At 68.2% G+C, this 23,803-nt stretch carries 16 protein-coding genes; 4 read left to right on the forward strand and 12 right to left on the reverse strand.

Features of this window, described 5'->3' with window-relative positions; translation table 11 throughout:
* Window positions 1–2,863, forward strand: a 2,863-nt coding sequence (locus QZX93_RS14525) for an SUMF1/EgtB/PvdO family nonheme iron enzyme (protein WP_295387892.1), incomplete at its 5' end; no start/stop codon positions are given.
* 349 nt (window positions 2,864–3,212) lie between these two features.
* On the opposite strand, the gene QZX93_RS14530 is transcribed toward QZX93_RS14525, so the two are convergent.
* Window positions 3,213–4,148, reverse strand: coding sequence for an Rpn family recombination-promoting nuclease/putative transposase (locus tag QZX93_RS14530; RefSeq protein ID WP_295387895.1), 936 nt, complete (start codon window positions 4,146–4,148; stop codon window positions 3,213–3,215).
* Window positions 4,149–4,367: 219 nt separating this feature from the next.
* Between QZX93_RS14530 and QZX93_RS14535 the strand changes: the two genes are divergently transcribed.
* From QZX93_RS14535 to QZX93_RS14545, 3 genes are all read left to right on the forward strand, one after another.
* Window positions 4,368–6,968 carry an SUMF1/EgtB/PvdO family nonheme iron enzyme gene (locus QZX93_RS14535; RefSeq protein WP_295394700.1) on the forward strand — a complete coding sequence of 867 codons (2,601 nt, stop codon included), beginning with the start codon at window positions 4,368–4,370 and terminating at the stop codon, window positions 6,966–6,968.
* 150 nt (window positions 6,969–7,118) lie between these two features.
* Complete coding sequence (locus QZX93_RS14540; RefSeq protein ID WP_295386895.1) at window positions 7,119–7,526, forward strand: hypothetical protein; 408 nt, start codon at window positions 7,119–7,121, stop codon at window positions 7,524–7,526.
* 315 nt (window positions 7,527–7,841) lie between these two features.
* Window positions 7,842–8,633 (forward strand): DUF4239 domain-containing protein, encoded by a 792-nt coding sequence (locus QZX93_RS14545; protein WP_295386900.1) that lies wholly within the window; start codon window positions 7,842–7,844, stop codon window positions 8,631–8,633.
* On the opposite strand, the gene QZX93_RS14550 is transcribed toward QZX93_RS14545, so the two are convergent.
* The 11 genes from QZX93_RS14550 to QZX93_RS14600 form a co-directional block, all read right to left on the reverse strand.
* A complete protein-coding gene (locus QZX93_RS14550) occupies window positions 8,630–9,058 on the reverse strand; it encodes an FUN14 domain-containing protein (protein ID WP_295386905.1) in 429 nt (142 codons plus the stop codon). The two genes, QZX93_RS14545 and QZX93_RS14550, sit on opposite strands and share 4 nt — an antisense overlap.
* A gap of 215 nt (window positions 9,059–9,273) precedes the next feature.
* Window positions 9,274–10,809, reverse strand: coding sequence for a M48 family metalloprotease (locus QZX93_RS14555; RefSeq protein WP_295386910.1), 1,536 nt, complete (start codon window positions 10,807–10,809; stop codon window positions 9,274–9,276).
* A gap of 236 nt (window positions 10,810–11,045) precedes the next feature.
* Window positions 11,046–11,579: an Hsp20/alpha crystallin family protein gene (locus QZX93_RS14560; protein ID WP_295386913.1), complete on the reverse strand. Its 534-nt coding sequence runs from the start codon at window positions 11,577–11,579 to the stop codon at window positions 11,046–11,048.
* A gap of 52 nt (window positions 11,580–11,631) precedes the next feature.
* A complete protein-coding gene (locus tag QZX93_RS14565; RefSeq protein ID WP_295386919.1) occupies window positions 11,632–13,644 on the reverse strand; it encodes a cation:proton antiporter in 2,013 nt (670 codons plus the stop codon).
* A 77-nt stretch (window positions 13,645–13,721) separates the two neighbouring features.
* Window positions 13,722–14,117, reverse strand: coding sequence for an Hsp20/alpha crystallin family protein (locus QZX93_RS14570; protein ID WP_295386921.1), 396 nt, complete (start codon window positions 14,115–14,117; stop codon window positions 13,722–13,724).
* Between the two features lie 55 nt (window positions 14,118–14,172).
* On the reverse strand, window positions 14,173–14,616 hold the full coding sequence (locus QZX93_RS14575) for an Hsp20/alpha crystallin family protein (RefSeq protein WP_295386924.1): 444 nt from the start codon (window positions 14,614–14,616) through the stop codon (window positions 14,173–14,175).
* 238 nt (window positions 14,617–14,854) lie between these two features.
* Window positions 14,855–15,883: a sigma-54 dependent transcriptional regulator gene (locus tag QZX93_RS14580; RefSeq protein ID WP_295394704.1), complete on the reverse strand. Its 1,029-nt coding sequence runs from the start codon at window positions 15,881–15,883 to the stop codon at window positions 14,855–14,857.
* 7 nt (window positions 15,884–15,890) lie between these two features.
* Entirely contained in the window at window positions 15,891–17,294 is a 1,404-nt protein-coding gene (purB, locus tag QZX93_RS14585; RefSeq protein WP_295386929.1) for an adenylosuccinate lyase, read from the reverse strand.
* Between the two features lie 232 nt (window positions 17,295–17,526).
* On the reverse strand, window positions 17,527–19,242 hold the full coding sequence (locus QZX93_RS14590) for a radical SAM protein (protein WP_295386932.1): 1,716 nt from the start codon (window positions 19,240–19,242) through the stop codon (window positions 17,527–17,529).
* A gap of 821 nt (window positions 19,243–20,063) precedes the next feature.
* Window positions 20,064–22,337: an NADP-dependent malic enzyme gene (locus QZX93_RS14595; RefSeq protein ID WP_295386935.1), complete on the reverse strand. Its 2,274-nt coding sequence runs from the start codon at window positions 22,335–22,337 to the stop codon at window positions 20,064–20,066.
* 134 nt (window positions 22,338–22,471) lie between these two features.
* Window positions 22,472–23,737, reverse strand: a complete 1,266-nt coding sequence (locus QZX93_RS14600; RefSeq protein ID WP_295386937.1) for a diguanylate cyclase — start codon at window positions 23,735–23,737, stop codon at window positions 22,472–22,474.
* Window positions 23,738–23,803 lie beyond the last annotated feature (66 nt).

The raw sequence follows: 23,803 nt of genomic DNA on the forward strand, positions 1-23,803 counted from the left end.
AAACGCTGTTCGCGCAGGTGCTCCAGCGCATGCCGTTGCCTCCGTCACCAGCGCGCCGACGGCCCCGTCCGCCCAAGTCGTCCGCGCTCCTGCTGGTGGCGGCGTAACCGGGGGTGGCCGGAACGATGATCAAGGCCCGGCGGGCGACTCCGTCGGCCGCGACCAGATCATCAATCAGTTTGCCGCGCCCGATGATCGGCCCGAGCAACTCCTCTCCGCCTATTACCGCGACCTGGCCGCCGAGTGCAGCCGCCTGCCGCTCGGGGTGGTGGACCCGCGCTTTGCCCAGCCGGGCGCCCGCACCGAGGTCGACCTACCGAGCGTCTATACCGATCTCCATGTGGTTGTGGTCCCGCGCGAGGAGGGCGAGGACGAGCGCCGCTACGGCCTACGCCTGGCCCGCGCCGAGATGGGCGAGCGCACGGCGCTACTCGATGCAGTCACCGGCGAGCAGGGCGGGCGCCTGGTGCTGGTCGGCGATGCCGGCTCCGGCAAGAGCACCTTCGTCGACTACCTGACCTGGCGGCTGGCCAGCGCGGTCGTCGCCGGCACCCAGGCCGCATTGCCGCCCGCGCTGCGCACCCTGCTGCCCGTGCGTCTGGTGCTGCGCCGGGCCGCCGCCGCCATCCCGGAAAACGGCGCAGCGGGGGATACCCTGTGGCGGGCGCTGGAGGCCGACTGCGTCCAGCGCCTGGGCCAGAGCGCCGCCGCGCGCCTGTTTCCCTACCTCCAGGGGCGACTGCTCCACCAGGGCGCACTGATCCTGCTCGACGGCCTGGATGAGGTGCCGGAGTCCGGCGCCCGCCGCGCCCACCTGCTGGAGTCGGTGCAGCGACTCGCCGCCGCCCTGCCCGCGGGCAGCCGGGTGCTGCTGACTGCCCGGCCCTATGCCTACGCCGACCCGCGCTGGCACCTCGCCGGCTTCAATGAGCTGGCCCTGGCCCCCTTCGACGCCGAGCAGGTGGCCGGCTTCATCGGCCACTGGTACCAGGCGGTCTGCCCGGTCATGGGCTGGGACGCGGCCACGGCCGAGCAGCGGGGCCGGGCGCTACGCGATGCCATTGCGCAGCGCGCCTACCTCGGTGATCTGGCCTCCCGCCCGCTGCTGCTGACCCTCATGGCCACCCTGCACAGCAGTTGGGGCCAACTCCCGCGCGACCGCGCCGACCTCTACGAGGAATCGGTCAAGCTGCTGCTGACCCGCTGGCAGACCGGGCGCGAGGTCGCGGGGCCGGACGGGACCATCCTGCGCGAGCCAGGCATCGCCCGCGCCCTGGGTCTGGGCGAACAGACCCTGCGCCAGGCACTCGACCGGCTGGCCTTCGCGACGCACGAGGGCCAGGCGGCGCTCCCGGGGCGCGACGAGGCCCCGGCCGACATCGACCGCGGCCAGGTCATCGCCACCTTCGAGCGCCTCTGCCCACAGGACCTCAACCCCTGTGTATTGCTGGAGTATCTGGAAACCCGCGCCGGGCTGCTGATCGCCCGCCGGGAGGGCGTCTATGCCTTCCCGCACCGCTCCTTTCAGGAATATCTCGCCGCCTGTCACCTGGCCAATACCGCCCCCGATTTCGGTGCCGAGCTGCGCCGCCGGGTCTGGGCCGACCCCACCTGGTGGCGCGAGGTCTTCCTGCTCGGTGTCGGTAAGAAGCGCCAGGGCGGGCTGGCGGACGCCGTGAACCTGGTCAACACCCTGGTCCCCGCGAGCCCTGCCGACACCGAGGGGATCGGCGAGCGCCACTGGCAGGCCGCGGTACTCGGGGCCAAGGCGCTGCTGGACCTGGGCTTTCCCGGCACGGCCGCCGGTCAGGAACACTTTGAGGCCCCGCTGCGGCGCGTCCGCCGCTGGCTGGTGGACCTGCTCGGTCGCGGCGCCCTGCCGCCCAAGGAGCGACTGGAGGCTGGCGACCTGCTCGGGTTGCTCGGCGATCCCAGGCCCGGCGTCGGCGTCCACATTACGGCCCAGGGTGCAACCCTGCCCGATATCGACTGGTGCAATGTGCCGGTCGGCCCCTTTACCATCGGCAGCGAGGCGGGGGACACCGACGCCGCTGATGCCGAGCGCCCGGCCCATCCGCTATACCTGCCCGCTTTTCTCATCGCCCGCTATCCGGTTACCAATCGCCAATTCCGGCCCTTCTTGGAGGCAGGCGGATACGATCAGGAGCGCTGGTGGACGTCCGAGGGCTGGGCCTGGCGCCAGGGTGCCACATCGGACCTTCCGGCAATCAAGGAGGCGGACCTAAGAAGGCAATACGCGGATTGGCTGGCGGGGCGTCCGAAGGGACGCCGCGATCGACCCTACTGGTGGAGCGAGTCTCCCTGGAACGGGGCTAACCGCCCGGTCGTCGGCATCTCCTGGCACGAGGCGCTGGCCTACTCCCGCTGGCTCGAGTCGCAGTTCCAGGCTGAGCAGGCGGGGGTGCGGGTACGATTGCCCTCCGAGGCTGAATGGGAAAAGGCCGCCCGTGGTACCGAGGCCCGCCGCTGGTCCTGGGGCGACGGTTGGTTGGATGATCGCGCCAACACCGAGGGGGCGGGCCTCCAGACCTCGAGCCCGGTCGGCTGCTTCCCAGCCGGGGCCAGTCCCTGCGGCGCACTCGACTTGATCGGAAATGTCCTGGAGTGGACGCGCTCACGGTGGGGTGGCGACATCGACCGGGCTGCCTTCGGTTACCCCTATGTCCCGGACGACGGCCGGGAGTCCCTTGCCGGACCCGACGCTCGGGTGGTGCGCGGCGGGTCGTGGCTCGCCCTGCCGTGGCAAGCGCGCTGTGCGCGCCGCTCCCGATTCGGTGTCGATAACTTCTACACCGATCTGGGTTTCCGTTTGGTGTTGTCCCTGGCGGATTCTGGATCCTGATCCCCTATCTCGTAACACCGCTGCGCGGTGTTACGCCTGTATCTGGCGCTCCGCGCCCAACGACCCGGCTGGCGCATAGGCCAAACCGGCCGGTGCGGTTCGTTCCTCACCGGCACCCTACAGGCGCCATCATTCCGACCAGCGGCCCCACACTCATCTTCCTCTGCGTCTCCGCGTCTCTGCGTGAGTCAATACTGTCTCACGCAGAGACGCGGAGACGCAGAGAATGGGGAATTCCGGCTGATCCCTGGGGCGAGTGGCTGGAGTCCAAGGCTTCAGCCTTGGATGGACAGGACCAAGGCTGAAGCCTTGGACTCCAGGCGATGACCGCGGATCAAGGCCCATCGATTCAATGCAGCACCGCCTCCAGGCTATCGGCCGTGAGGACGCGTTCGGACCAGCCCAGGAGCGTCTCGGGATCCGCCCCGGCGACCCGCCGACGGATGGACTCGTCCGGCGGGCCGAACTTGCGTTCGATCAGCCGTAACAGCATGGCGACCTCGCCTTGCTGTTTGCCCTGTTCGATATAGCGGTCGATGAAGGTCTGCATGATTGGGTCTCCGGTAGAAGTCTGTTGCAGCAGCGTCCGCACGTCGCCTTCGCCGAGGGTCTGGGTGCCTTGGACATAGTAGCGAAGCAGGGATTCCAGGATGGTGAGCGCGGTGGTCTTGTCCTGTACCTGCTCGATCAAGGTCAGCAGTTCCCGCAGCCGCTCGATCGGCCGGTCGCTGAAGACCCAGCGTAGCGCCAATTGGACGAGTCGGGTCAACACCTCGCCCTTGATCTGCGCGTCGGTACGCTCGGACAGGTCGTGCAGGGCATAGGTGAATTGGGGAACGAAGGGCGCCAGTGCCGGGGGTAGCGGTGCGACCAGATCGTGGAAGTTCAAAGGCGCGTGCCACTGCCGTTCGCCGTGGTAAATCACCAGGGGGAAGATCGGAGGGAGTTGTCGGGCCGCGGGGTGCTGCTTGCGATACTGATCGCCCTCGGCGACGATATAACGCAGCAATTGCAGCAGGGTCCAATGCTCGGGGCTGCTCTTGTGCTCGAACAGCAGATAGATGACCAAGTCCGCGCCGCGATACTGCACGCGGTACACCAGATCCGAGTATGCCGAGCGCAGGTCCTTGGAGACATAGGTGTCTTTGCAGATTTCCAAGGTCCCGAGGTCGATCTCGGCGAGGAGGTCGGCCGGCAGTTGGTTGCGAAGAAAGTCCTCTGCAACCTCCCGGCGACCGAACCCCTCACGGAAAAAGGCGTCATGGGGTGTGGCTAGGTTTTCCATGGGCAAGAGGCTATTACGAATCTTCCCGCAGGGCAACCCGTCGCCACGGGCACCGCCGGCGAGGCCGCGATCAGGTACACTTGGCAGGGATTCTTATCGGCAGCCCAGATAGAGACTCAGGCATGACGAACAGCGTGGACACCGGCGGCGGGGCGCACATCGGCGGCAATGTGTCGTCCGGTCGCGATGTCGTCGGCCGTGACCAGTACAACCTGACCTTTGTCGGCGACCCGACCCCCCCGGGCCGACCCGGCCGACTATCTGGCGGCCCTCCTGAAGCACCCCGCTCACACGCCGTGGGCGCGGCGTTATGTGCCACTGGCCGGGGTGCTCACCGAGGTCCAGACGCCTGCCGACTGGGAGGACATCCCCCCTGAACTCACCCTCTTGGAGGCCAGCGGCGAGGGTGCCCAGCGTGAGGTGCGGCGCGTGCCGCTCCCCGACATCACGGCCGCGGTGGAGCGCAACCCAGCCTGGGTCCTGCTCGGCGAGCCGGGTTCCGGTAAGACCACCACCCTGCGGCGGCTGCTGATCGATCTGGCGCGCGAGCGCCTGGCGGCAGGGGCCGGCCCCGTGCCGCTGCTGCTGGCCCTGGGCGATTATCGGGACTATCCCTCGCCCCATGCCTTTGTCGCCGATTGCTGGCGCCGGCGGGTGGGCACCGCTGATCTGGATGCGCGGCTGCGCGCGGGCGGGGTCTTCCTGCTGGTCGATGCCTTAAACGAGATGCCCTTTCGCGATGCCGCGGACTACCGGGCGCGCGTGGCGGCCTGGAAGCGCTTCGCCCGGGAGAAGTGGCCTGGCAACCGCATCGTGTTCACCTGCCGCGGGCGCGACTACAGCGCGCCCTTGGGTCTGCCCCAGGTGGAGATCGAGCGGCTGGATGATCCGCGGGTGCGCACCTTCCTCGAGCGCTATCTCAGTGCCGAGCTGGCCGCCGCGTCCTGGACCCGGCTGGCCGCCGCGCCGTTGCTGGACCTGGTGCGTAACCCCTTTTATCTCACAATCCTGTGCCGCCTGGTGGCCGCGGGCGCCGCCTGGCCGAGCGGGCGCGCGGCGCTGTTCAACGGCTTCGTGGCGACCTTGCTGGAGCGGGAGCCGGAGCGCAGCCACGCGGACTGGCCGGGCGCGCCCGCGGTGACCGCCGCGCTGGCGGTCCTGGCGGAGGGGATGCAGCGCCTGGGGGAGGGCACCCGGCTGCCGCGTGCCGAGGTGCTCAAACGCCTGCCGACGCGGGTGCAGACGCCGGATGGCCTGGTGGACCTGGACCCCAGGTCCATCCTGCGCCTGGGGCTCGCCGCCACCCTGCTGGACACCGAGGCGGACCCGCAGACGGGCGCGCCGGGCGGGCTGGTGCGCTTCTATCACCACCAGATCCAGGAGTTCTTTGCTGCGGCTGCCTTGCTGGAGGCGCAGCGCAGCGCCACGGATCTCGGCGACCGCTGGCGCTCCCCGCGTCTGAAGTCCGCGATGCCGGACCCGGGGCGGCTGGGCGACGACGAGCCACTGCCGCCGCCGCCCACCACCGGCTGGGAGGAACCGACCCTGCTGGCCGCCGGTCTCGCCCGGGACCCGGCGGCACTGATTGCGGCGGTGCGGGCGTGCAACCCGGTGCTGGCCGCGCGCTGTCTGGCGGAGCCGGGGGTCGCTCCGGCCCCGGGCGAGGTGGCGCCCACCCAGGCGGCGCTGCTGGCGGACCTCGGCAACCCGCGCATCCATGTGCGCGCCCGGATTGCGGCCGGGGAGGCGCTCGGGCGGCTGGGCGATCCGCGCTTTGCGGCGATCACGGTGGCGGGTGCCCGGGTGCTGCTGCCGCCCCTGGTCGAGGTCCCGGCGGGGGTGGTGCGGATGGGGTCATCCTGGTGGGAGGTCCGGCGGCTGGCCCGCAGTGGCCTTCGGGGCGGGGACGAGCGCCCCCGGCACCGGGTATCCTTGCCAGCCTTTGCCATCGGGCGCTTTCCGGTCACGAATGCCGAGTATGGTTGCTTCATGGCCGACGGTGGCTATGCGGATGAGCGTTGGTGGGATACCCAGCAGGCGCTGGCCTGGCGGCGGGGGGAGCTCAAGTCGGAGGTGGTGGACGAATGGCTCGGGACCTGGCGGGCGGTCAAGGCCGATCCGGGCCTGATGAAGCGGTGGGGTTGGAGCGAGTACAACATCGCCCTATGGACACCGACCTTGACGCTGGAAGAGGCCGATCTTCGCGCTATCCTTGAGAATGAAGGCGCCGAGCGGCCCATGGATCGCCCCGCGTACTGGACGGACGAGCGCTTTGCCAACCCGGCACAGCCGGTGGTGGGTGTCACCTGGTTCGAGGCGCGCGCCTACTGCCGCTGGCTCACCGAGCGCTGGCGTGCCGCGGGGGATCAGTCCGTGCTGCCCGCGGGCGTCTTGGTGCGGCTGCCGACCGAGGCCGAGTGGGAACGCGCCGCGCGCCTGGGTTCCAGCCGCCGCTTCCCCTGGGGCAACCGCTGGGACCCCGAGCTGGCCAATACCACTGAGGGGCAGGTGCTGCGTACCACCCCAGTGGGCGCCTATCCGCAGGGGGCGAGCGCCGCCGGAGTCCAGGACCTCGCGGGCAACGGCTGGGAGTGGTGCGCGAGCCTCTATCGCGATTATCCGATCCGACCCGGCGATGGGCGCGACGATCCGGTGGCCGAGGGGCACCGCGTGGTGCGCGGCGGGTCCTGGATCAATCCTTCGAGGCTCGCGCGCTCGGCGTCCCGCTTCCGGTACGTCCCCGTGGACTTCTTTAGGAATGTTGGTTTCCGGTTGGTGTTGTCCCTGGCGGATTCTGGATACTGGACTTCTGGTTTCTGATCCGGCCTGTTTTCTGATCTTTCTCGTTCCCACGCTCCCGCGTGGGAATGCCGTGCGGGCGCTCCGCGTCCGGTCTCGCCCCGGACGCGGAGCGCCCGCTCTTGCTCCCACGCAGGAGCGTGGGAGCCAGTTGCAATTGCAGGAGATGATATGACGACGACACAGCCAGACCCGTCCGCGGTGCACACCGACGGCGGGGCCTACATCGGCGGCAGCGTGACCACGGGCGGCGGCGACTTCGTCGGCCGCGACCAGGTCAAGACCCTCTATCAGACCCAGGAGGGGGCGTCCGCCGCCGACCTGGTGAAACTCCTGGCCGAGGTCCGCGCGCTGCTGCCGCAGGCGGGCCTGGACCCGGTATCGGCCCAGGCGATCGAGGGCGATTTCCGCATCGTGGAGGAGCAGGCGGCCAAGCCCGAGCCCAAGCGCGGGTTGATCAAGTCCCGCATCAAGAGCGCCATGGAACTGATCCAGGACGCCGGTAAGAGTTCGGATGCCCTGGAGAAGGTAGTGACGCTGGTCGGCCGCGCGGCGGCCATGGCGGCGGCGATCTTTTGAACGGGGGAGCGGGGGCGGCTTATTCCTGGCATCCCGCGTGGTTCGTCGCGGCCTGGGGGCCGCTCCTACTGTCGTCGGAGCGGCCCTGCGACGGCGGCCGGGGTGATGACCAAGGCCGTCGCGTCGGCGACTGGCTCGCACGCGACAGCCTCGGGTATGATGGCGCGGATTAAGGGCCATGGTGCCAGCGCCACCCCAAAAGATGAACGTTGCGGTCGCCATAGCCGTTCCCTCACCCCGCCCTCATGCAGAGGGAGAGCCGGACTTGGCGCGCGCTCCCGGCGCGATTTTCACGGTAGGGCCCCAGACGAATCGATGATGAACCAGATAACCATTGCCATCCTGACCGCCATCGGACTGTTCGGCGGTATGTTGATCCTGCTGCAGGTCGGCCGGCGGATCGGCAGGCGCCGACTGGCCTTGGACCCCGATGGGGCAAGCCTGGGGATCGGGGCCGTCGACGGTGCGGTCTTTGCCTTGCTCGGGCTGCTGATCGCCTTTACCTTCTCCGGGGCGGCGTCGCGTTTCGACCAGCGGCGTGCGTTGGTGGTGGAGGAGGCCAATGATATAGGCACCGCCTGGCTGCGGCTGGACCTGCTGCCGACCGCCGCCCAGCCGGCGCTACGCGATGAGTTCCGCCGCTATTTGGAGAGTCGCATCGAGGCCTATCGCAAGATGCCGGATATCGACGCGGCCTTTGCCGAACTGGCCCGCTCGGTCGCCTTGCAGGGCCGGATCTGGGACCAAGCGGTCGCCGCCTCCCGGGCCGAAGGCGCCTCCCCCGACGCCGCTAAATTGCTCCTGCCGGCGCTCAATGCCATGATCGATATCACGAGCACCCGCACCATGGCGGCACGGCTGCACCCGCCACCGCTCATTTACGTCATGCTCGTGGTACTGGCGCTCGCCAGTGCGCTCTTTGCCGGCTACGGAATGGCGGGTGCGCGCACCCGCAGTTGGCTCCATGAGGTTGGGTTTGCCTTGGTCACGGCGTTGGCTCTCTATATGATCCTCGATATCGAATTCCCGCGACTGGGGATCATCCGGGTCGACGCCTTCGACCAGGCACTGGTCGAGGTGCTTACCGGTATGCAAGCGCATCCTTAAATCTTGAGCCCCACGGCCAATCCGGCGACGAAGCCGGCGGCGCTGGAGAGGTTCTTGCCCATATAGTCGAGGAAGGCGCCGCCGTTGACCGATAACCAACTGGCCCAGGTATCGTAGTGACTTTCTACGCCGGACCAATGGATTTCAGCAAGCCCGGCATACTGGAGCCCGAAGATGCCGAGCAGGACGATGCCGATCAGGAGCAGGGCGAGCTTGAAGGCCATCTTGAGCGCCTTGCCCACCGCCAGGCCGACCACGAATGAAAAGCCCAGTTTGAGTACGAAGGCCTGATCGAAGAGGGTGTGCAAGTCGGCGGCGGCGGGGGCCGCGGGGGTCACCGCCACCGGTTGCGCCGCGGCCGCGGTGCCGAAGAGGGCGGTCGGTAACAGGGCGAGGGCGGGGATCCAGCGGTTCAGAGGGGTCATCGGTCGGCGAGGCTCGCTACGGAATTGAGCCGCCATTATCCGAGAAAGCCTGGTTGGCAGCAAACGAACGAAAATAAATACAATAGGTTATTATTGTTGGCCGACCCAGCCAGTGCATCCGGTGCGTGCGCTGCCCCGGCTCGGCAAGCTCCCGGTTGCCCACGATTCGATTTTGCGGTTATTTGCGTTTATTTGCGGCTCAATGATTTTTTTGCTCAACCGCCGCCTGGTGTCGCGCTCACCGCGCTGAACTCGAAGGCGTCGCGACCGCGTTTCTTCTGCGCCCGTTGCTCTTCCTTCCAGGAGTCGCGCAGCGCCTGGATCTGCGCCGCCTCGTAGTTGTCGATGTCACGCTGACGCAGCGCAAAGTCCAGTTGTTTGATCGCCGGCTCCAGGTCGCCCTCGGCGTAGAGTTGCTGGGCGTGATAGCGGAAGCTGGCGCCCTTGTCCCCTGAGCGGATGGCCGCCTGACTCAATAGTTCATAGAGCGCCGGATTGCCGGGTCGCACCCGCTCCACGGCTTGGAGCTGCTCCATGGCCTTGCGCGGTTGGCCGGCGGTGGCCAGCGCCTCGGCATAGGCCATGCGCATGGCCCAGTTTCCGGGGGACAGGCCGATCGCCTGCTTGAGGTGATCCAGGGCCGCGTCCGCGTGACCCTGCTTTAAGTCGATGCGGGCGTCGAGCACGATGAATTCGGCCCGACTGGGTTGGGCGGCCAATAGCCGGGTCGCCTCGGACTTGGCCTCAGCGAGCTGATCCGCCCGCAGCAGGGCCAGGGCGTAGCCATAGCGCTCCGCGGTCTCGTTGCTGTAGCGGCCCTCCCGTAAGGACGCCTTGAAGGCCGCCAGCGACTTTTCCGGCCGGTTATACGACGCCTCGCGCAGGCGTGCGCGGGTGAGTAGAAAGCCCATGCTGTCGGGGCGCTGACGATTGTGGTACTCGGCCGCCCGCCCCAGCGCATCGCCGATGCGGTTGGTGTCGACCGGGTGGGTGCGCAGGAACTCCGGGGCATTGTTTTCGTAGAGCCGGCTGGTCTTGGACAGGCGCTCAAAGAAGCCGGCCATGGCGTAAGGGTCGCGCCCGGCGGCGGCCAGGGTGGCGATGCCGATACGATCCGCCTCCTTCTCATCCTCGCGGATGACATTGATCTGGCGCTGCACCGACGCCGCCTGGATGCCGGTGAGGGCCGCCATCCCCGCTTGTCCGGAGCCGGCCTGGGCGGCGAGGATGGCGGCCGCGACCATCAGTGCGATGGTCGGGATGCTGAGTCTGCTCTGGTCCTCATAGCCGCGCATCAGGTGGCGTTGGGTGACATGGGCGATCTCGTGGGCCATGACGGCGGCCAATTCGTTTTCGCCCTGGGCGGTCAGGATCAGTCCCGCATAGACCCCGACATGCCCGCCCGGGCCGGCGAAGGCGTTGACCACCGGTTGGTCGATCACGAAGAAATCGAAGCTGTAGCCCTTGGCGCTCTTGTCCGCGGCCACCAGCTCATTGCCGAGGGACTCCACATAGGCGGTCACCAGCGGGTCAGACATTACCGGCAGGGTCGCTTGCACCTGACGCATGAAGGCCTTGCCCAGGCGAATCTCGGCGCCGCTGCTCATCACCGTGTCCGATGAGTTGCCCATGTCGGGGAGATTGAACTGTCCGGCGCGCCCGGGCGCCGCCGGCAACCCGGCGAGGCCGAGCGCGAGGGCGAGGTGCAGCGCCGCCCGGCGCCGGCCGATGGTCTTGCTACTGTGTTTCATGGTTGCACTGAGAGGCTCGCACGCCGATCCAGGCCCGCCGGCGCAGGCGGGCCGCCTGATTGCGCATTGTGGCCGAGACGGCGGTGCTGGACTGCGCAAGAACTGGGGATATGCGCCGCATCCGGGCCAATCCAAGGGGCCGCAACGGATGTTCCCGGTCGCCGGCATGCCGGCGGGCCGGCCGTGGGCCGGGCCCTGGGTTGCGGAGCCGATCGCTCGCCGTCGTGGAGCGGATATCAGCGCACCTGGACCTGGATGCGTCGCCGCTGCCGCGCCGGGTCCTTGGGGAGTTCCACCCGCAGCACGCCGCGTTTGTAACTGGCGCTGGACTGGTCGCTGCGCACGGCGTCGGGCAGTGGGATGGCACGCTCGAAATGGCCATAGGCGCATTCGGTCACCTGATAGCGGCCCGCTTTGTGCTTGCGCCGGATCTGTTTCTCGCCGCGCACGACCAGGTGGCCGTCACGGACCTCAAGCGCGAAGTCGTCCTTATCCATCCCTGGGGCCTCCAGCCGGACCAGCACCCGGTCGTCCTCGTCGATGACCTCCGCGGCCAGGATACCCCAGCCCTCGCCCGTGCCCAGGGTGCCGCGACCGGGGATGGCCCAGATGTTGCTGCGGGCCGCGGGCGGCCCGGCGGCGGCGTCGCGGCCACCCTGGGTGAAGCGCGTGACGGCGCCGGCGGCCTGATCGGCGAGCCGCTGCCAGCCGTCGCGCAAGTGGTCCCAGACCTGGGTGAGGTCTTGGCGAATCTGTTGCAATGTCGACATGGTGTCACCTCCGTCGTTCAGTGAAGGGTGCAATTGGGGCCTGGGAGCGGGTTCACCCGCCTTCGCTCAGTCGTGCCGCCGCTCGTTCGATGGCCTCCCGAGTCCCCTTGACGATCAGCACATCGCCGGCCCGCAGTCGGGTATCTGGCAGGTCGGCGGGCAGCCGGATCGCGCCGCGGCGTACATCCACCAAGGTGGCCCCCATCAGGCCCAGGTCCCCGGGCCGCTGGCCAGCCGCGGCGCGGCCCTCGCCGATCGCCAGGGCGCGTACCTGCTCCGGGTAATCGCAGGCGTCGGCGGGGGTTTCGGCCGAGTCGTGGATGAAGGCGCGCAAGGACTGGTAGTCCGCGGCGCGGATGGCATTGAGTCTGGCCTCGATCCGCGAGGGTGCGACCCCCAACAGGACGAGCAACTGTCCGGCGAGCGACAGACTCGCCTCGAGGCCCTCCGGGAAGACCTCGGCACCGGCGGCGATCAGGGCCGCGTCGTTGCGCCCGCGCACGCTGCGTACCAGGACCGGCAGGTGCGGCCAGAGGGCGCGCAGGTGCCCGACGATGCGCAGGGCCAGCCCAGCGTCATCCACAGTGACGGCCACCGCCCGGGCTCGCGCGATGCCGGCCGCGCGCAGGATGCCGGGCCGCGCGGCATTGCCGTAGAGCACGACCGCGCCCGTCGCCGCCCCCTGCCGGACACGCTCCGGGTCCAGGTCCAGCGCGAGGGCCGTCACGCCTTCCTGCGCCAGGATCGCCAGCAGGTTCTGTCCCATGCGCCCGTAGCCGCAGAGGATGACGTGGTCCGTGAAGCCGTTGCTGGCCGCATCGATGCGCGCCTCCAGCGCGTCCGTCTCACCGGCGAGCCTCGGCCCCTGGGTCAGCAGGCAGGCCAGCTGGGCGTTGAACCGCAACAACAGGGTCCCCGCCAGCATGCTCAAGACCAGTCCACCCAACACCGGCTGGGCCAGCGCCGGTCCCAGCAGCCCCAGGCCCTGCGCGTTGGCCACGACCAAGAGCCCCAGTTCGCTGCCCTGGGCCAGACTCAAGGCCGTGCGCCAGGCGTCTTGCGCGCCCTGACCGAGGGCGCGCATGAGGCCAGCCATGATGGCCGCCTTGACCAGCACCGCGGCGACCAAGGTGGCCAGCACCAGACCCGGGGCGGCCGCGAGTCCGGCGGGATCGAGCTGTAGCCCTAGGCTGACGAAAAAGACCCCGAGCATCAGGTCCCGGAAGGGTCGCAGGTCCTCCTCGATCTGGTGACGAAAGGCGGTTTCCCCGAGCAGCAGGCCCGCCGTGAAGGCGCCCAGGGTGGGCGCGAGCCCGACCAGCCCCGCGGCCCCGGCGGCGGCGAAGGCCAGGACCAGGGACAGGAGCATGAACAACTCCAGGGAGCGGGTCCCCGCGACCCAGTGCAACAGGGGCGGCAAGAGCCGCCGGCCGAGCATGAGGAGCGCGCCGAGCAGGGCCGCCGCGAGGGTCAGGGCCGCCATGACCCGCAGCGCCTGGTGTCCTGCCGCGCCCTGAGTGCCCACCAGCCAGTCGGGCGCTGCGACCGGGGCGCCGGCCAGGAGCGGCAGGCCGACCAGCAGGCCGACCGCGGCCAGGTCCTGGAACAGCAGGACCCCGACCACGGTGCGCCCGTGGGCGGTGGGCAATTCCATCTGCTCGCCGAGTTGCTTCAAGGCGATGGCGGTGGATGACAAGGCCAGGGCCGCACCCAGGATCCAGGCGGGTATCGGCGCCACGCCAAGCCACCCGGCGCCCAGGGCGAGGACGGGTGCGGTCAGCGCCAACTGCGCGGCGCCCCAGCCGAACACTAGGCGCTTGGCCGCGCGTAATCTCGGCAGAGAAAATTCCAGCCCAAGGCCGAACATCAGGAGCACGACGCCGAGCCCGGCCAGGAAGCGGGTGGTCGGTCCATCCGGGACCCACCCCAGGGTGGCGGGGCCGAGCAGCACCCCCGCCGCGCAGTAGCCGAGGATGGGCGGCAGGCGCAGCCGCAGACACAGGGCCACGCCCAGGGCGCTGGCCGCGAGGATCGTCAATAGTTGGGGGGCGGCGGACTGGTCCATGATCTCAGGTCGACCCGCATGGCAGCGCGGCCCGAAGGTGCCGGGTCGCGCCCGATGGCCCGCGGGCTGCGGTTGACTCAGCCCACCTTGATCTCAATCTTGCGCGGCCGACTCTCCTCGCGGGTCGGGACCTTGAGGGTCAGCACGCCATCCTGGATCTGGGCGTCGATCCGGTCGGCCTGAAGTTCGCGACTCAGGGTGAAGCTGCGCCGGAACACCGTGCTGCGCAGGTCCGCGTAGAGCGCCTCCATGCCCTCGGGCATCGGAATCTCGGCCTCGCCCTCGATGGTCAGGGTGTTCTGATCCACCGCCACCGAGAGGCGCTCCTTGGACACCCCGGGCAGATCGGCCTTGAGGGTCAGCCCCGCGGGGTCCTCGAAGATATCCACCGGCGGCAGCATGGCCGGCGTGGCGGCCCGGTCGGCGGCGAGCGCGCTCGCCTCCCGGGTTTGCATTACCGTGTTTTCGCTCATGGCTCGACTCCTTATTCAATGGGTTGGGTGAAGGATCTGCAGGGCGTGCCGCGCTCTATTTGACCTCGATCCGGCGTGGCTTGACCTCTTCGCGGCGCGCGACGCTCAGGTGCAGGACGCCGTCCCGGTAGCTCGCCTCTACCTTCTCGGGGTCCACGTCCTCGGGCAGGGTCAGCACCCGCCGGAAGTCCCCGTTGAAACGTTCGCGCCGATACAGTTGCACCCCGTCCGGCAGCGACTCATGGCGCTGACCGGCGATGCAGAGCAGGTTCTGCTGGAGCGAGATATCCAGCTTGGCCGGGTCCAGACCGGGCGCGAAGACATAGACGTCGACCTGCTTGGCCGAGGCGCCGATATTGATGGCCGGGTAGGTCCCGATCGTCGTCGAACGGATGCCGGCCGAGCCGGATAGGGCGCCGAAGAGCGTGTCCATCTCCCGGCGCATACGGTCGAACTGACCGAACAGATCGTTATCGAAGCCGCTCAGATAACCCCACATGATGCACCTCCTCGTGGATGACCAGGTGTCGATGGGGTGGCGCGCGGGCTCTTGTGCCGGGTCCTCTCCCCACCGTTCGCTTGTCCATAAGCAAAGTGGATGCCAGAGTTGAAAGAGCCAATCGATCAGAGCGATGTCGTCTCTCATTGGCCGCGAGGCGGTCACTGTGGCCGGTGCCGGGGGGGCGGTGCGGCCGATCTGGCCGGATGGTCTGGGGCGGGGCTCAGACCTGGTCGCGTCAGGATTCGTTGAGTTTGCGGCGTAGGGTGCGCTCGCCGATGCCGAGCATCCGGGCGGCCCGGGCGCGGTTGTAGCCGCTGTCCTTCAACGCCGCGTCGATCAGCAGCCACTCGGCGTCGGCCAGGGTGGTGCCGGGGGGGATGAGTACGCCGGCGCTGGGCGGACGCTGGTCCGCGACCGCGGGTCGCAGCAGGGGGGCGATCAGCTGGGGGCCGATCTCGCGCACCCCGGCCGGCAGGTGTACGGCCAGGCGCGCCATGAGGTTGCGCAATTCGCGGACATTCCCGGGCCAGGGCTGGGCCTGGAGTAGGGCCACGGCCTGGGGGTCCAGCGACGGCGCCGGGCCCGCCCAATCCATGTCGCGCAGGCTGTTGGCGATGAAACGCTGGGCCAGCAATGGGATATCCCGGGGTCGTTCGGCCAGGATCGGCAGGACGAGCGGCAGGACGTTCAGGCGGTACAGCAGGTCCTGGCGGAAGAGCCCGGATGCCATCCGTTCCTCCATTGACCTGTGGGTGGCCGCCACCACCCGCACATCGACCGCGCTCTCCCCTTCACCGCCCAGGCGTTGCACGCTCCCCGTCTCCAGGACCCGCAGCAGACTGACCTGGGCGGGCGCCGCCATCTCCCCGATCTCATCCAGGAACAGGGTGCCTTCATGGGCCTGTTCGAAGCGTCCCCGGTATCGGCGTGCAGCACCGGTGAAGGCGCCCTTCTCGTAGCCGAAGAGCTCGGCCTCCAGCATGGTTTCCGGGATGGCCCCGCAGTTGAGCGCCACGAAGGGCCCCTGGGCGCGCGGTCCCAGGCCGTGCAGGGCCCGGGCGACCAACTCCTTGCCGGTCCCGGTGCGCCCCTGGATCAGCACCGGCTCGCTGCTGCGGGCAAAGCGCGGGAGGTCCGCCAAGGCCTGCGCCATGGCCGGGTCCTGGAACAGGAGATAGGATGAGAGACGCTCGGCCAGGTCCTCGCCGGCACAGTGTCCGGCGAGGTCGGCGTCCAAGCGGCGGGCCGCCTCCTGCGGGATCAAGGGTGTCTTAGTCCCCACCCTTGCCCGCGATGGCCCGCGCCTGTGCGACCGCGTTGCCGATATAGGTGGCGGGGGTCAGGGTCCGCAACGCGGCCTTGGCCGCGGCCGGGATCTCCAGGCCGTCGATGAAGGTCGCCAGCGCATCGGCGCCGATGCGCCGGCCACGGGTCAGCTCCTTGAGTCGCTCATAGGGCTGATCGACACCGTAGCGGCGCATGACGGTCTGGATCGGCTCGGCCAGGACCTCCCAATTGGCATCCAGGTCCGCGGCCAGGCGCGCCGGGTCGGCGTCCAGCTTGCCGATCCCCTTGAGCGCCGATTGCAGCGCGATGCTGGTGTGTGCCAGGCCGACCCCAAGGTTGCGCAGGACCGTAGAGTCGGTCAGATCGCGCTGCCAACGGGAGATCGGCAGCTTACCGGCCAGGTGCTCGAGGATGGCGTTGGCGATCCCCAGGTTGCCCTCGGCGTTTTCGAAGTCGATGGGGTTGACCTTGTGGGGCATGGTGGACGAGCCGACCTCGCCCGCCAGGGTGCGCTGCTTGAAATAACCGAGCGAGATATAGCCCCAAAGATCGCGGCAGAAATCCAGGACCACGACGTTGAAGCGAACCGTCGCGTCGAACAGTTCAGCCATATAGTCGTGTGGTTCGATCTGGGTGGTGTAGGGGTTCCAGGTGAGCCCCAGCGATTGCACGAACGCCTGCGCGAACGCCTGCCAGTCCAGTTCCGGGTAGGCGACCAGGTGCGCGTTGTAGTTACCCACGGCCCCGTTGATCTTCCCCAAGAGGTCCACTGCCGCCACCCGTTCGCGCTGGGTGTGCAGCCGATGACAGACGTTTGCCATCTCCTTGCCCAGGGTGGTGGGGGTGGCCGGCTGGCCATGGGTGCGGGCGAGCATCGGCAGGTCGGCGTAGCGCAGCGCCAAGTCGCGCACGGCCCCGATCAACTCGTCCATCTGGGGCAGCAGGACCTGACCGCGCCCCTCGCGGATCATCAGCGCGTGGGCCAGGTTGTTGATGTCCTCGGAGGTGCAGGCGAAATGGATGAACTCGCTGACCGCCGCCAACTCTGGATTCCCCGCGATCCGCTCTTTGAGGAAATATTCCACCGCCTTCACGTCGTGATTGGTGGTGTACTCGATATTCTTGACCCGCTGGGCGTCCTCTAACTGGAAGTGCTGCGCGATGCCGTCCAGCAGGTTGACCGCGTGTCCGGACAGCTCCGGCACCTCCGCGATCTGCGGCTCACTGGCCAGGGCCTGGAGCCAACGGACCTCCACCAGCACCCGATGGCGGATCAGCCCGTACTCGCTGAAGATTGCGCGCAGGTCCGCGGTCTTGGAGCCATAGCGCCCGTCCACCGGGGACACGGCAGTCAGCGGAGAAAGCTCCAGATTAAGGGCTTGGGTCATGGGTGGCTCCGGGTCAAGGGGGGTTATTCGTCCGCAAATGAACGCAAATTAAGAAGAACCGATGTGGGCCTGGCGGCTCGCCGCCATTTCCGACGGTTGAGTGCGGTGCTGTCGATGCTCACCCTGCGCACCCTAGGTACGCGAGGGCTTGCGTCAACGCGCTGCTGCCAGCCAAGCCAATGTCTTATTTGCGTTCATTCGCGTTCATTTGCGGACACTCATTCTTCAAGGGTCAGCCGCCCGCGGCCTCCGGCGGTCCGGTGACGGGTTCCATGGCCTGATCGAAATAGCGATAGTCTGGCCGCTCGGTGTCCTTCTTCACCCGCTGGTAGAGTCGCCACACCTGCCAGGCATAGGCAATGAGCCCGCTGTAGGTGGTCCAGACCTCACGGACGCGGCGCGGGTAGAAGACCCAGGGGCGCTCGATGGGTAGCCCGGGCCGGCGCTCGGTGCGGACCTTGCGGCGCAGAAACCCGCCTTGGAGCGGGTGGACCCGCTCGAACTTGAAGCAGCCGTAGAACTCCAGTGCGATCTCCATGATCCGCTTCGGGTTGCGGTCGAAGGCGGCGGCGCGGCGCATCAGCGTCTCCAGGTGCGCCAGGGAGTAATAGCTGTCCCAGGCCGCGCGATAGACTCCTTGCCACTGCGCCTTGGTCATCCGCGGGTGGGTGGTGCAGACATGCTCCAGATCGTAGATGTTCAGGTCCGGGTCCAGCGGTCCGTGCTGCGCGTGTATCGTCTGATGGTCGACTGAGCCGGGCAGGGGGGTCAGACAGAAGAACTCCAGGATATCGAGCGGCAGCTCCCGCTTGATGGTCTCGATGTCGGCCAGGATGCCCTCGGGCGTGTCGTCGGGAAAGCCCAGGATGTAGCCGCAATAGGTCGTTATCCGTTGGTACTGCCAGGCCAGCAGCATGGTACGGTAATTGGCGATCTTGTTCTGTTTTTTGTTGGCGGACTTCAGGTTGGCCGGATTGACATTCTCCAGCCCGAGGAAGACCCGGGAGACACCCGCCGCCCGTGCCTTCGCCACGAAGCCCGGCAGTGTGTGACACATCGTGTCCACCTGGATGGTGAAGTTGAACTTGACCCCCAGCTCGCGGCGGACCGCGGCGATGCGGTCGAAGATGGCCTCCCAGTTGCGGTTGCGGGCAAAGTTGTCGTCGGTGATGAAATAGTGCCGGATGCCGGCGTCCAGGTTGGCGCGCAGCAGCCGCTCGATGTCGTCCGGGTCACGGAAGCGGGACTTGCGCCCCTGGACATTGATAATGGTACAGAAGCTGCATAGGAAGGGGCAGCCGCGGCCGGCATCGAAGGTCCCGGGCATGGGCGCATAGCGGCGTGCCACCTCCGGCGGCAGATAGGGCATCGTCTGCCCTTGCAGGTCAGGGAGTTGGCTCATGAAGTTGTAGAGCGGCTCCAGCCTGTGCGCATAGGCCGCGCGCAGCAGGTCGGCGAAGTGCTCCTCCGCCTCGCCCGCGAATAGCGTGATGCCGAGCGCTTGTGCCTCGCGCAGCTCCGGGGGCAGGTCCGGGGGCAGGTCCGAGAGCATGGCGAGCGAGCCGCTGACATGAAAGCCGCCGATCACGACCTGTACCCCGCCCTGGCGGAAGCGCCGCGCAAGGTCCAGTGCGCGGGGGAACTGGTTGGACTGCACCCCCACCAGACAGACCAGGCCGTGCCCGCCGTTGCGCCGGATGCGCCGGATGATCCGCGCCACCGGCACCACCGTGTTGGTCTCGTCATAGACCGCGTTGGCGATCTCCACCGCGGGTCCCAAGACCCGGGTCGCGTTGGCGTGGCGGGTGAGGCCGCACAGGGTCGCCAGGGAGTTGGACGGGATCCATGCCTTAACCCACTGGATGACATAGCCGTCGTCGTCGTAATGCGACGGCTTGATCAGTTCTACCTGGAAGCGGGTGGCGGCGGTCGGTTTGGTGTTCTGCATGAGGGTCCCCGGGGCGAGGCATAACCGCAACGGCCGCGGCGCTGCCCGGTCGCTGGTGATAAGCCGATCAGCCTACCAGAGAAGCCCCATCGCCGTCTTCGGCGCCGATCGGAAACTACCGATCCCGGCGGCGAAAAGGGCGTACGCAAAGAGGGCGCTGACTTGTATCCTCAATGGAACAAGCCAGCGCCCTGCCGATCCTACCGACTCTCCGCCGACGTCCCTGGCCCGGTGGTTGCGGAGACCCTGATGCTGTGTGTCTGCGGCGGTGTTCCGCCGTCTCTCGGCCGCGAATACTGTGTCGCTTCGACGGCGCTCTTAGGTCGATGCCCTTGGCTGGTACTGCGGCCCCTGCGATGTTTGGAGTGTGTCCGGTTGGGCCACTCCATTTATGCTATCTGCCCTGGCTTGCGTCCTTCGGCGATGCTGTGCGTGTGTGTCGCTTTGGCGATCAGTTCTTTATCGTGCGTGCCGACCCCGGCTGTGCCTTCGTTGTGTGCGCGTGGGGCTCTGCGGCCCGATTTTGGTGTGCGTCCTTCGGTCTTGCCTTTTTTCACTCTCGCTACAGTTAAAGCACCCTTCGTGCCAATTGCTGGGAGACAGAAAAACAGTGGCTTGCGCTTGAGTCAGGGGGTGAGTGACCAAGAGTGTCGTCAACAGGTGACACGATTTGGTCCGGTGGGCGCGGTTGCCGCGACCTGGTGGGTTGCCGGCTGACGCACGGCGTCATGCGCGGGGCCGCGACCGGCAGGGCAGCAGCCGGGCGCAGAGCGCCCGGCGCAGACGTCAGGCCGCGCAACGGTGTGACGAGAAGCGGGCCTTCACCCCGCCTGCACCGCCGCCAGGGCGGTCATGTTGAGCAGCCCGCGCACCGAGGTGCTGGTGCTGACGATGTGCGCCGGGCGGTCGGCCCCGAGCAGCATGGGGCCGACGTTGATGCCGCCGCCGGTGCCGTCCAAGGAGCGGATCAAGTTGAGCGCGATATTGGCGGCGGCCTGGTTGGGCATGATGAGCAGGTTGGCGCGCCCGGTGAGCCGGGAGCCGGGAAAGCGCACCGCGCGCCGTTCGGGGTCCAAGGCCAGGTTGGGCTGCATCTCGCCCTCCACCTCCAGCTCCGGGTTGCTCTCTTGGAGCAGGCGCAGGGCCTGGTGCATCTTGTTGGCCGAGGGGGTGTTACGGGTGCCGAAATTGGAGTGTGAGCAGAGCGCGATCTTCGGCTCGAGCCCGAAGCAGGCGACCTGGGCGGCGCACAGCCGTGCGATCTCCGCCAGTTCCTCCGCGCTGGGGTCCTCCTGCACATAGGTATCGGCGAGGAAGAGCGGTCCCTGGGGCAGGATGACCGCATTCATGGCGGTGAGCCGGTGGACCCCAGGCGCGCAACCGATGATCGCCTGGACGTGTTCGAGGTGGCGCAGGTAACGCCCAATCACGCCGCAGATCATGGCGTCCGCGTCGCCCGCGCGCACCAGGGCGGCGGCGAGCACGGTGGGCGACTTGCGGACATACTCCTGGACTTCGGTGAGGGTGTAGCCGCGCCGCTTGACTCGCTCGTAGACGGCCTCGCAATGGAGGTCGAAGCGCGGGTTTTCCGAGGGGACGATCAGGTCGAAGTCGTGCCCCGGGCGGATCGTCAGTCCGAGCTCGCGCAGGCCTTGGGCGATCTCCGCCGGCCGGCCGATCAGCACGGGGCGGGCGATGCCCTCGCTCACCGCCTGTTGGGCGACTTGCAGCACCCGCTCCTGCTCGCCCTCGGCGAACACGACGCGCCGCCGCGGGGCCTCGCGCGCGTGGTCGAAGACCGGTTTCATGGTCATGCCGCTGCGGAAGGCACGCAGCGTCAGGGTGTCGCGATAGGCGTCCAGGTCCGCGATGGGGCGGCTCGCCACCCCCGACTCCATGGCCGCCTGCGCCACCGCTGGGGCCAGGTGGGCCATCAGCCGCGGATCGAAGGGGCGGGGGATCAGATACTCGGGGCCGAAGCTCAGGCCCTGACCGCCATAGGCCGCGCGCACGATGTCGGAGGGCTCGGCCATCGCGAGATCCGCGATGGCATGGACGCAGGCGATCTCCATCGCCTTGTTGATCTGGGTCGCACCGCAGTCTAAGGCCCCGCGGAAGATGAACGGGAAGCACAGGACATTGTTGACCTGATTGGGGAAGTCCGAGCGGCCGGTGGCGATGATGGCATCCGGGCGGGCGGCGCGGGCCAGATCGGGCATGATCTCGGGGTTGGGGTTGGCGAGCGCCATGATGATTGGGCGCTCGGCCATCCGGGTCAGCCACTCGGGTTTGAGCACCCCGGCGGCGGACAGCCCGAGGAACAGGTCGGCGCCGACGATCGCCTGCTCCAGGGTGCGCAATTCGGTCTCTACCGCGTAACGGCCCTTGTAGGGGTCCATCTCCTCGGTTCGCCCGCGGTAGACCACCCCGGCGATATCGGTGACCATGATGTTCTCGGGCTTGAGCCCCAGTTCGACCAGCAGCCCCAGACAGGCCAAGGCGGCCGCGCCCGCCCCGGCGGTGACGAGTCGCACGGCGCCGATGTCCTTGCCCACCACCCGCAGGCCGCTGATGATCGCCGCGCTGACCACGATGGCGGTGCCGTGCTGGTCGTCGTGGAAGACCGGGATGCCCATGCGCTCCTGGAGCGCCCGCTCGATGATGAAACAGTCCGGGGCCTTGATGTCCTCTAGATTGATGGCGCCGAAGGTGGGCTCCAGGCGGGCGACGGTCTCGATGAAGCGCTCCGGGTCGCGCTCGTCGATCTCGATGTCGAACACGTCGATGTCGGCAAACTTCTTGAACAGCACCGCTTTGCCTTCCATGACCGGCTTGCTGGCCAGGCTGCCGATGGCGCCCAGGCCGAGTACCGCGGTGCCGTTGGTGATCACCCCCACCAGGTTGGAGCGCGCGGTATAGAGTGCCGCGGTATGCGGGTCGCGGACGATCTCCTCGCAGGCCGCCGCCACCCCGGGCGAGTAGGCCAGGGCCAGGTCGCGTTGATTGGCGAGCGGCTTGGTGGCCTTGATCTCGAGCTTTCCGGGTTTAGGGTAGAGGTGGTACGCCAGTGCGTCCTGTCTCAGATCGTCCGACATGGTGGGGTTCTCACGGGGGGCTTGCGCGGCACGCGCAAGCCGGCCATTGTGCGGCCCGCCAGCGGCTTCGGCAACCGGCGGACGGGCGCGGGTGCGCCGCCCCGCGGGTTGGTCGGCGCGCGTGTCGTTCGCCGCTAAGGCCGCTGCGCCGCCGCGACCCGATTGCGTCCCAGCGCCTTGGCCTGATACAGCGCGGTGTCGGCGCGCTCCAGCAGGGTCAGTGGGGTGTCGTCGCTCGCGTATTCGGCGACGCCCAGGCTGACGGTGAGGGGGCCGATGACCGGGAAGTCGTGGGCCTGGACCGCGGCCCGCAACCGCTCGGCCAGGCGCAGGGCCGATTCCAGGTCGGTGCGCGGGGCGGCGACCACAAACTCCTCGCCACCCCAGCGCGCCAGCAGGTCGGTCGCCCGTAACTGGGTTTGGGCCACCCCCGTAAAGGCCTGGAGCACCTGGTCGCCCACGCCATGCCCGTGGGTATCGTTGACCCGTTTGAAATGGTCCAGATCGAGCATGATCAGCGAGAGCGCGTCCCCGTAGCGCTGCGCCTGGCTGATCGAGGTGTGCAGCATCCGATCGAAATACAGACGGTTGGAGACCCCGGTCAGCGAATCGGTGAGCGCGGAGACCTCCAGTCGCTCGTTGAGCGTCTTCATGTGTCGGTTGAGCTGTTCCACCTCGCGCGCGGTGCGCAGCACCACCAGAGCGCCGCCCCACAGCAGGGTCAACAGCCCGGCTAAGGCGGCGGTATGCAGGAGGGTCAACTGACGCCAGGCGGCATCCTGGGTTTCTTGGAAGGGTGCCCAGGGCAGCGACACGCGGATGCCGCCCCGCACCTCGCCCTCCTTATAGTTTTGTTGTTCATGGCATTTAAGACAGGCCCGCTCGACGCTCAGGCGGCCCATGAAACGAAAGGCCGGGCCGGTCGGCTCCGTGACCAAACCGGCCTGCTCGGTGGCACCGGCCTCGAACCGCACGAGTGCCTGGCGTTCCCAGTCGTCGGCGGGGGCGTTGATCGGATTGATCGGTTTCAGACTGGTCATGTGGATGCGGACCCCGTCGCTTTGCTCGGTCATCGCCGACAGCAGGCGGGTCATGAACGCCGGATTGACCTTGGTCAGACGCACCCCGGCGGTGGTCGTCACATCGCGCTCGGGGTCTTTCAGATAGGGATTGGGCTGCAATTCGTCGGTGATCGGCACATAGACCCCGCCCTGTTGGGCGTTCCAGCGGCGGGTAATCAGCAATTCCTTGAAAAAGGACCGGCCCATCTCGCGGGCGAGTTGCTGATGGTGGACGGCGAGGGTCTCCAGGCTGTGCCAGTAGGAGAGCCCGGCGACGCCGACCAGCAGGGCCGAGAGGAGCACCAGATAGCGACCAAGATGGCGGGTGATGGACGGCACGCGGGTGGCTCCAAAGGGTGAGCAGCCGGCAGGTGGACCCCGGTCGGATCGCGCCCTGCCGACAGC

This window comes from uncultured Thiodictyon sp. (genome assembly GCF_903946935.1).
GTDB lineage: Bacteria > Pseudomonadota > Gammaproteobacteria > Chromatiales > Chromatiaceae > Thiodictyon.

Coding starts and splice junctions, on each gene's coding strand:
- QZX93_RS14530 (WP_295387895.1), bottom strand. CDS start 4,148: ATGGAAAACCTAGCCACACCCCATGACGCCTTTTTCCGTGAGGGGTTC.
- QZX93_RS14540 (WP_295386895.1), top strand. CDS start 7,119: ATGACGACGACACAGCCAGACCCGTCCGCGGTGCACACCGACGGCGGG.
- QZX93_RS14545 (WP_295386900.1), top strand. CDS start 7,842: ATGATGAACCAGATAACCATTGCCATCCTGACCGCCATCGGACTGTTC.
- QZX93_RS14550 (WP_295386905.1), bottom strand. CDS start 9,058: ATGACCCCTCTGAACCGCTGGATCCCCGCCCTCGCCCTGTTACCGACC.
- QZX93_RS14555 (WP_295386910.1), bottom strand. CDS start 10,809: ATGAAACACAGTAGCAAGACCATCGGCCGGCGCCGGGCGGCGCTGCAC.
- QZX93_RS14560 (WP_295386913.1), bottom strand. CDS start 11,579: ATGTCGACATTGCAACAGATTCGCCAAGACCTCACCCAGGTCTGGGAC.
- QZX93_RS14565 (WP_295386919.1), bottom strand. CDS start 13,644: ATGGACCAGTCCGCCGCCCCCCAACTATTGACGATCCTCGCGGCCAGC.
- QZX93_RS14570 (WP_295386921.1), bottom strand. CDS start 14,117: ATGAGCGAAAACACGGTAATGCAAACCCGGGAGGCGAGCGCGCTCGCC.
- QZX93_RS14575 (WP_295386924.1), bottom strand. CDS start 14,616: ATGTGGGGTTATCTGAGCGGCTTCGATAACGATCTGTTCGGTCAGTTC.
- purB (WP_295386929.1), bottom strand. CDS start 17,294: ATGACCCAAGCCCTTAATCTGGAGCTTTCTCCGCTGACTGCCGTGTCC.
- QZX93_RS14590 (WP_295386932.1), bottom strand. CDS start 19,242: ATGCAGAACACCAAACCGACCGCCGCCACCCGCTTCCAGGTAGAACTG.
- QZX93_RS14595 (WP_295386935.1), bottom strand. CDS start 22,337: ATGTCGGACGATCTGAGACAGGACGCACTGGCGTACCACCTCTACCCT.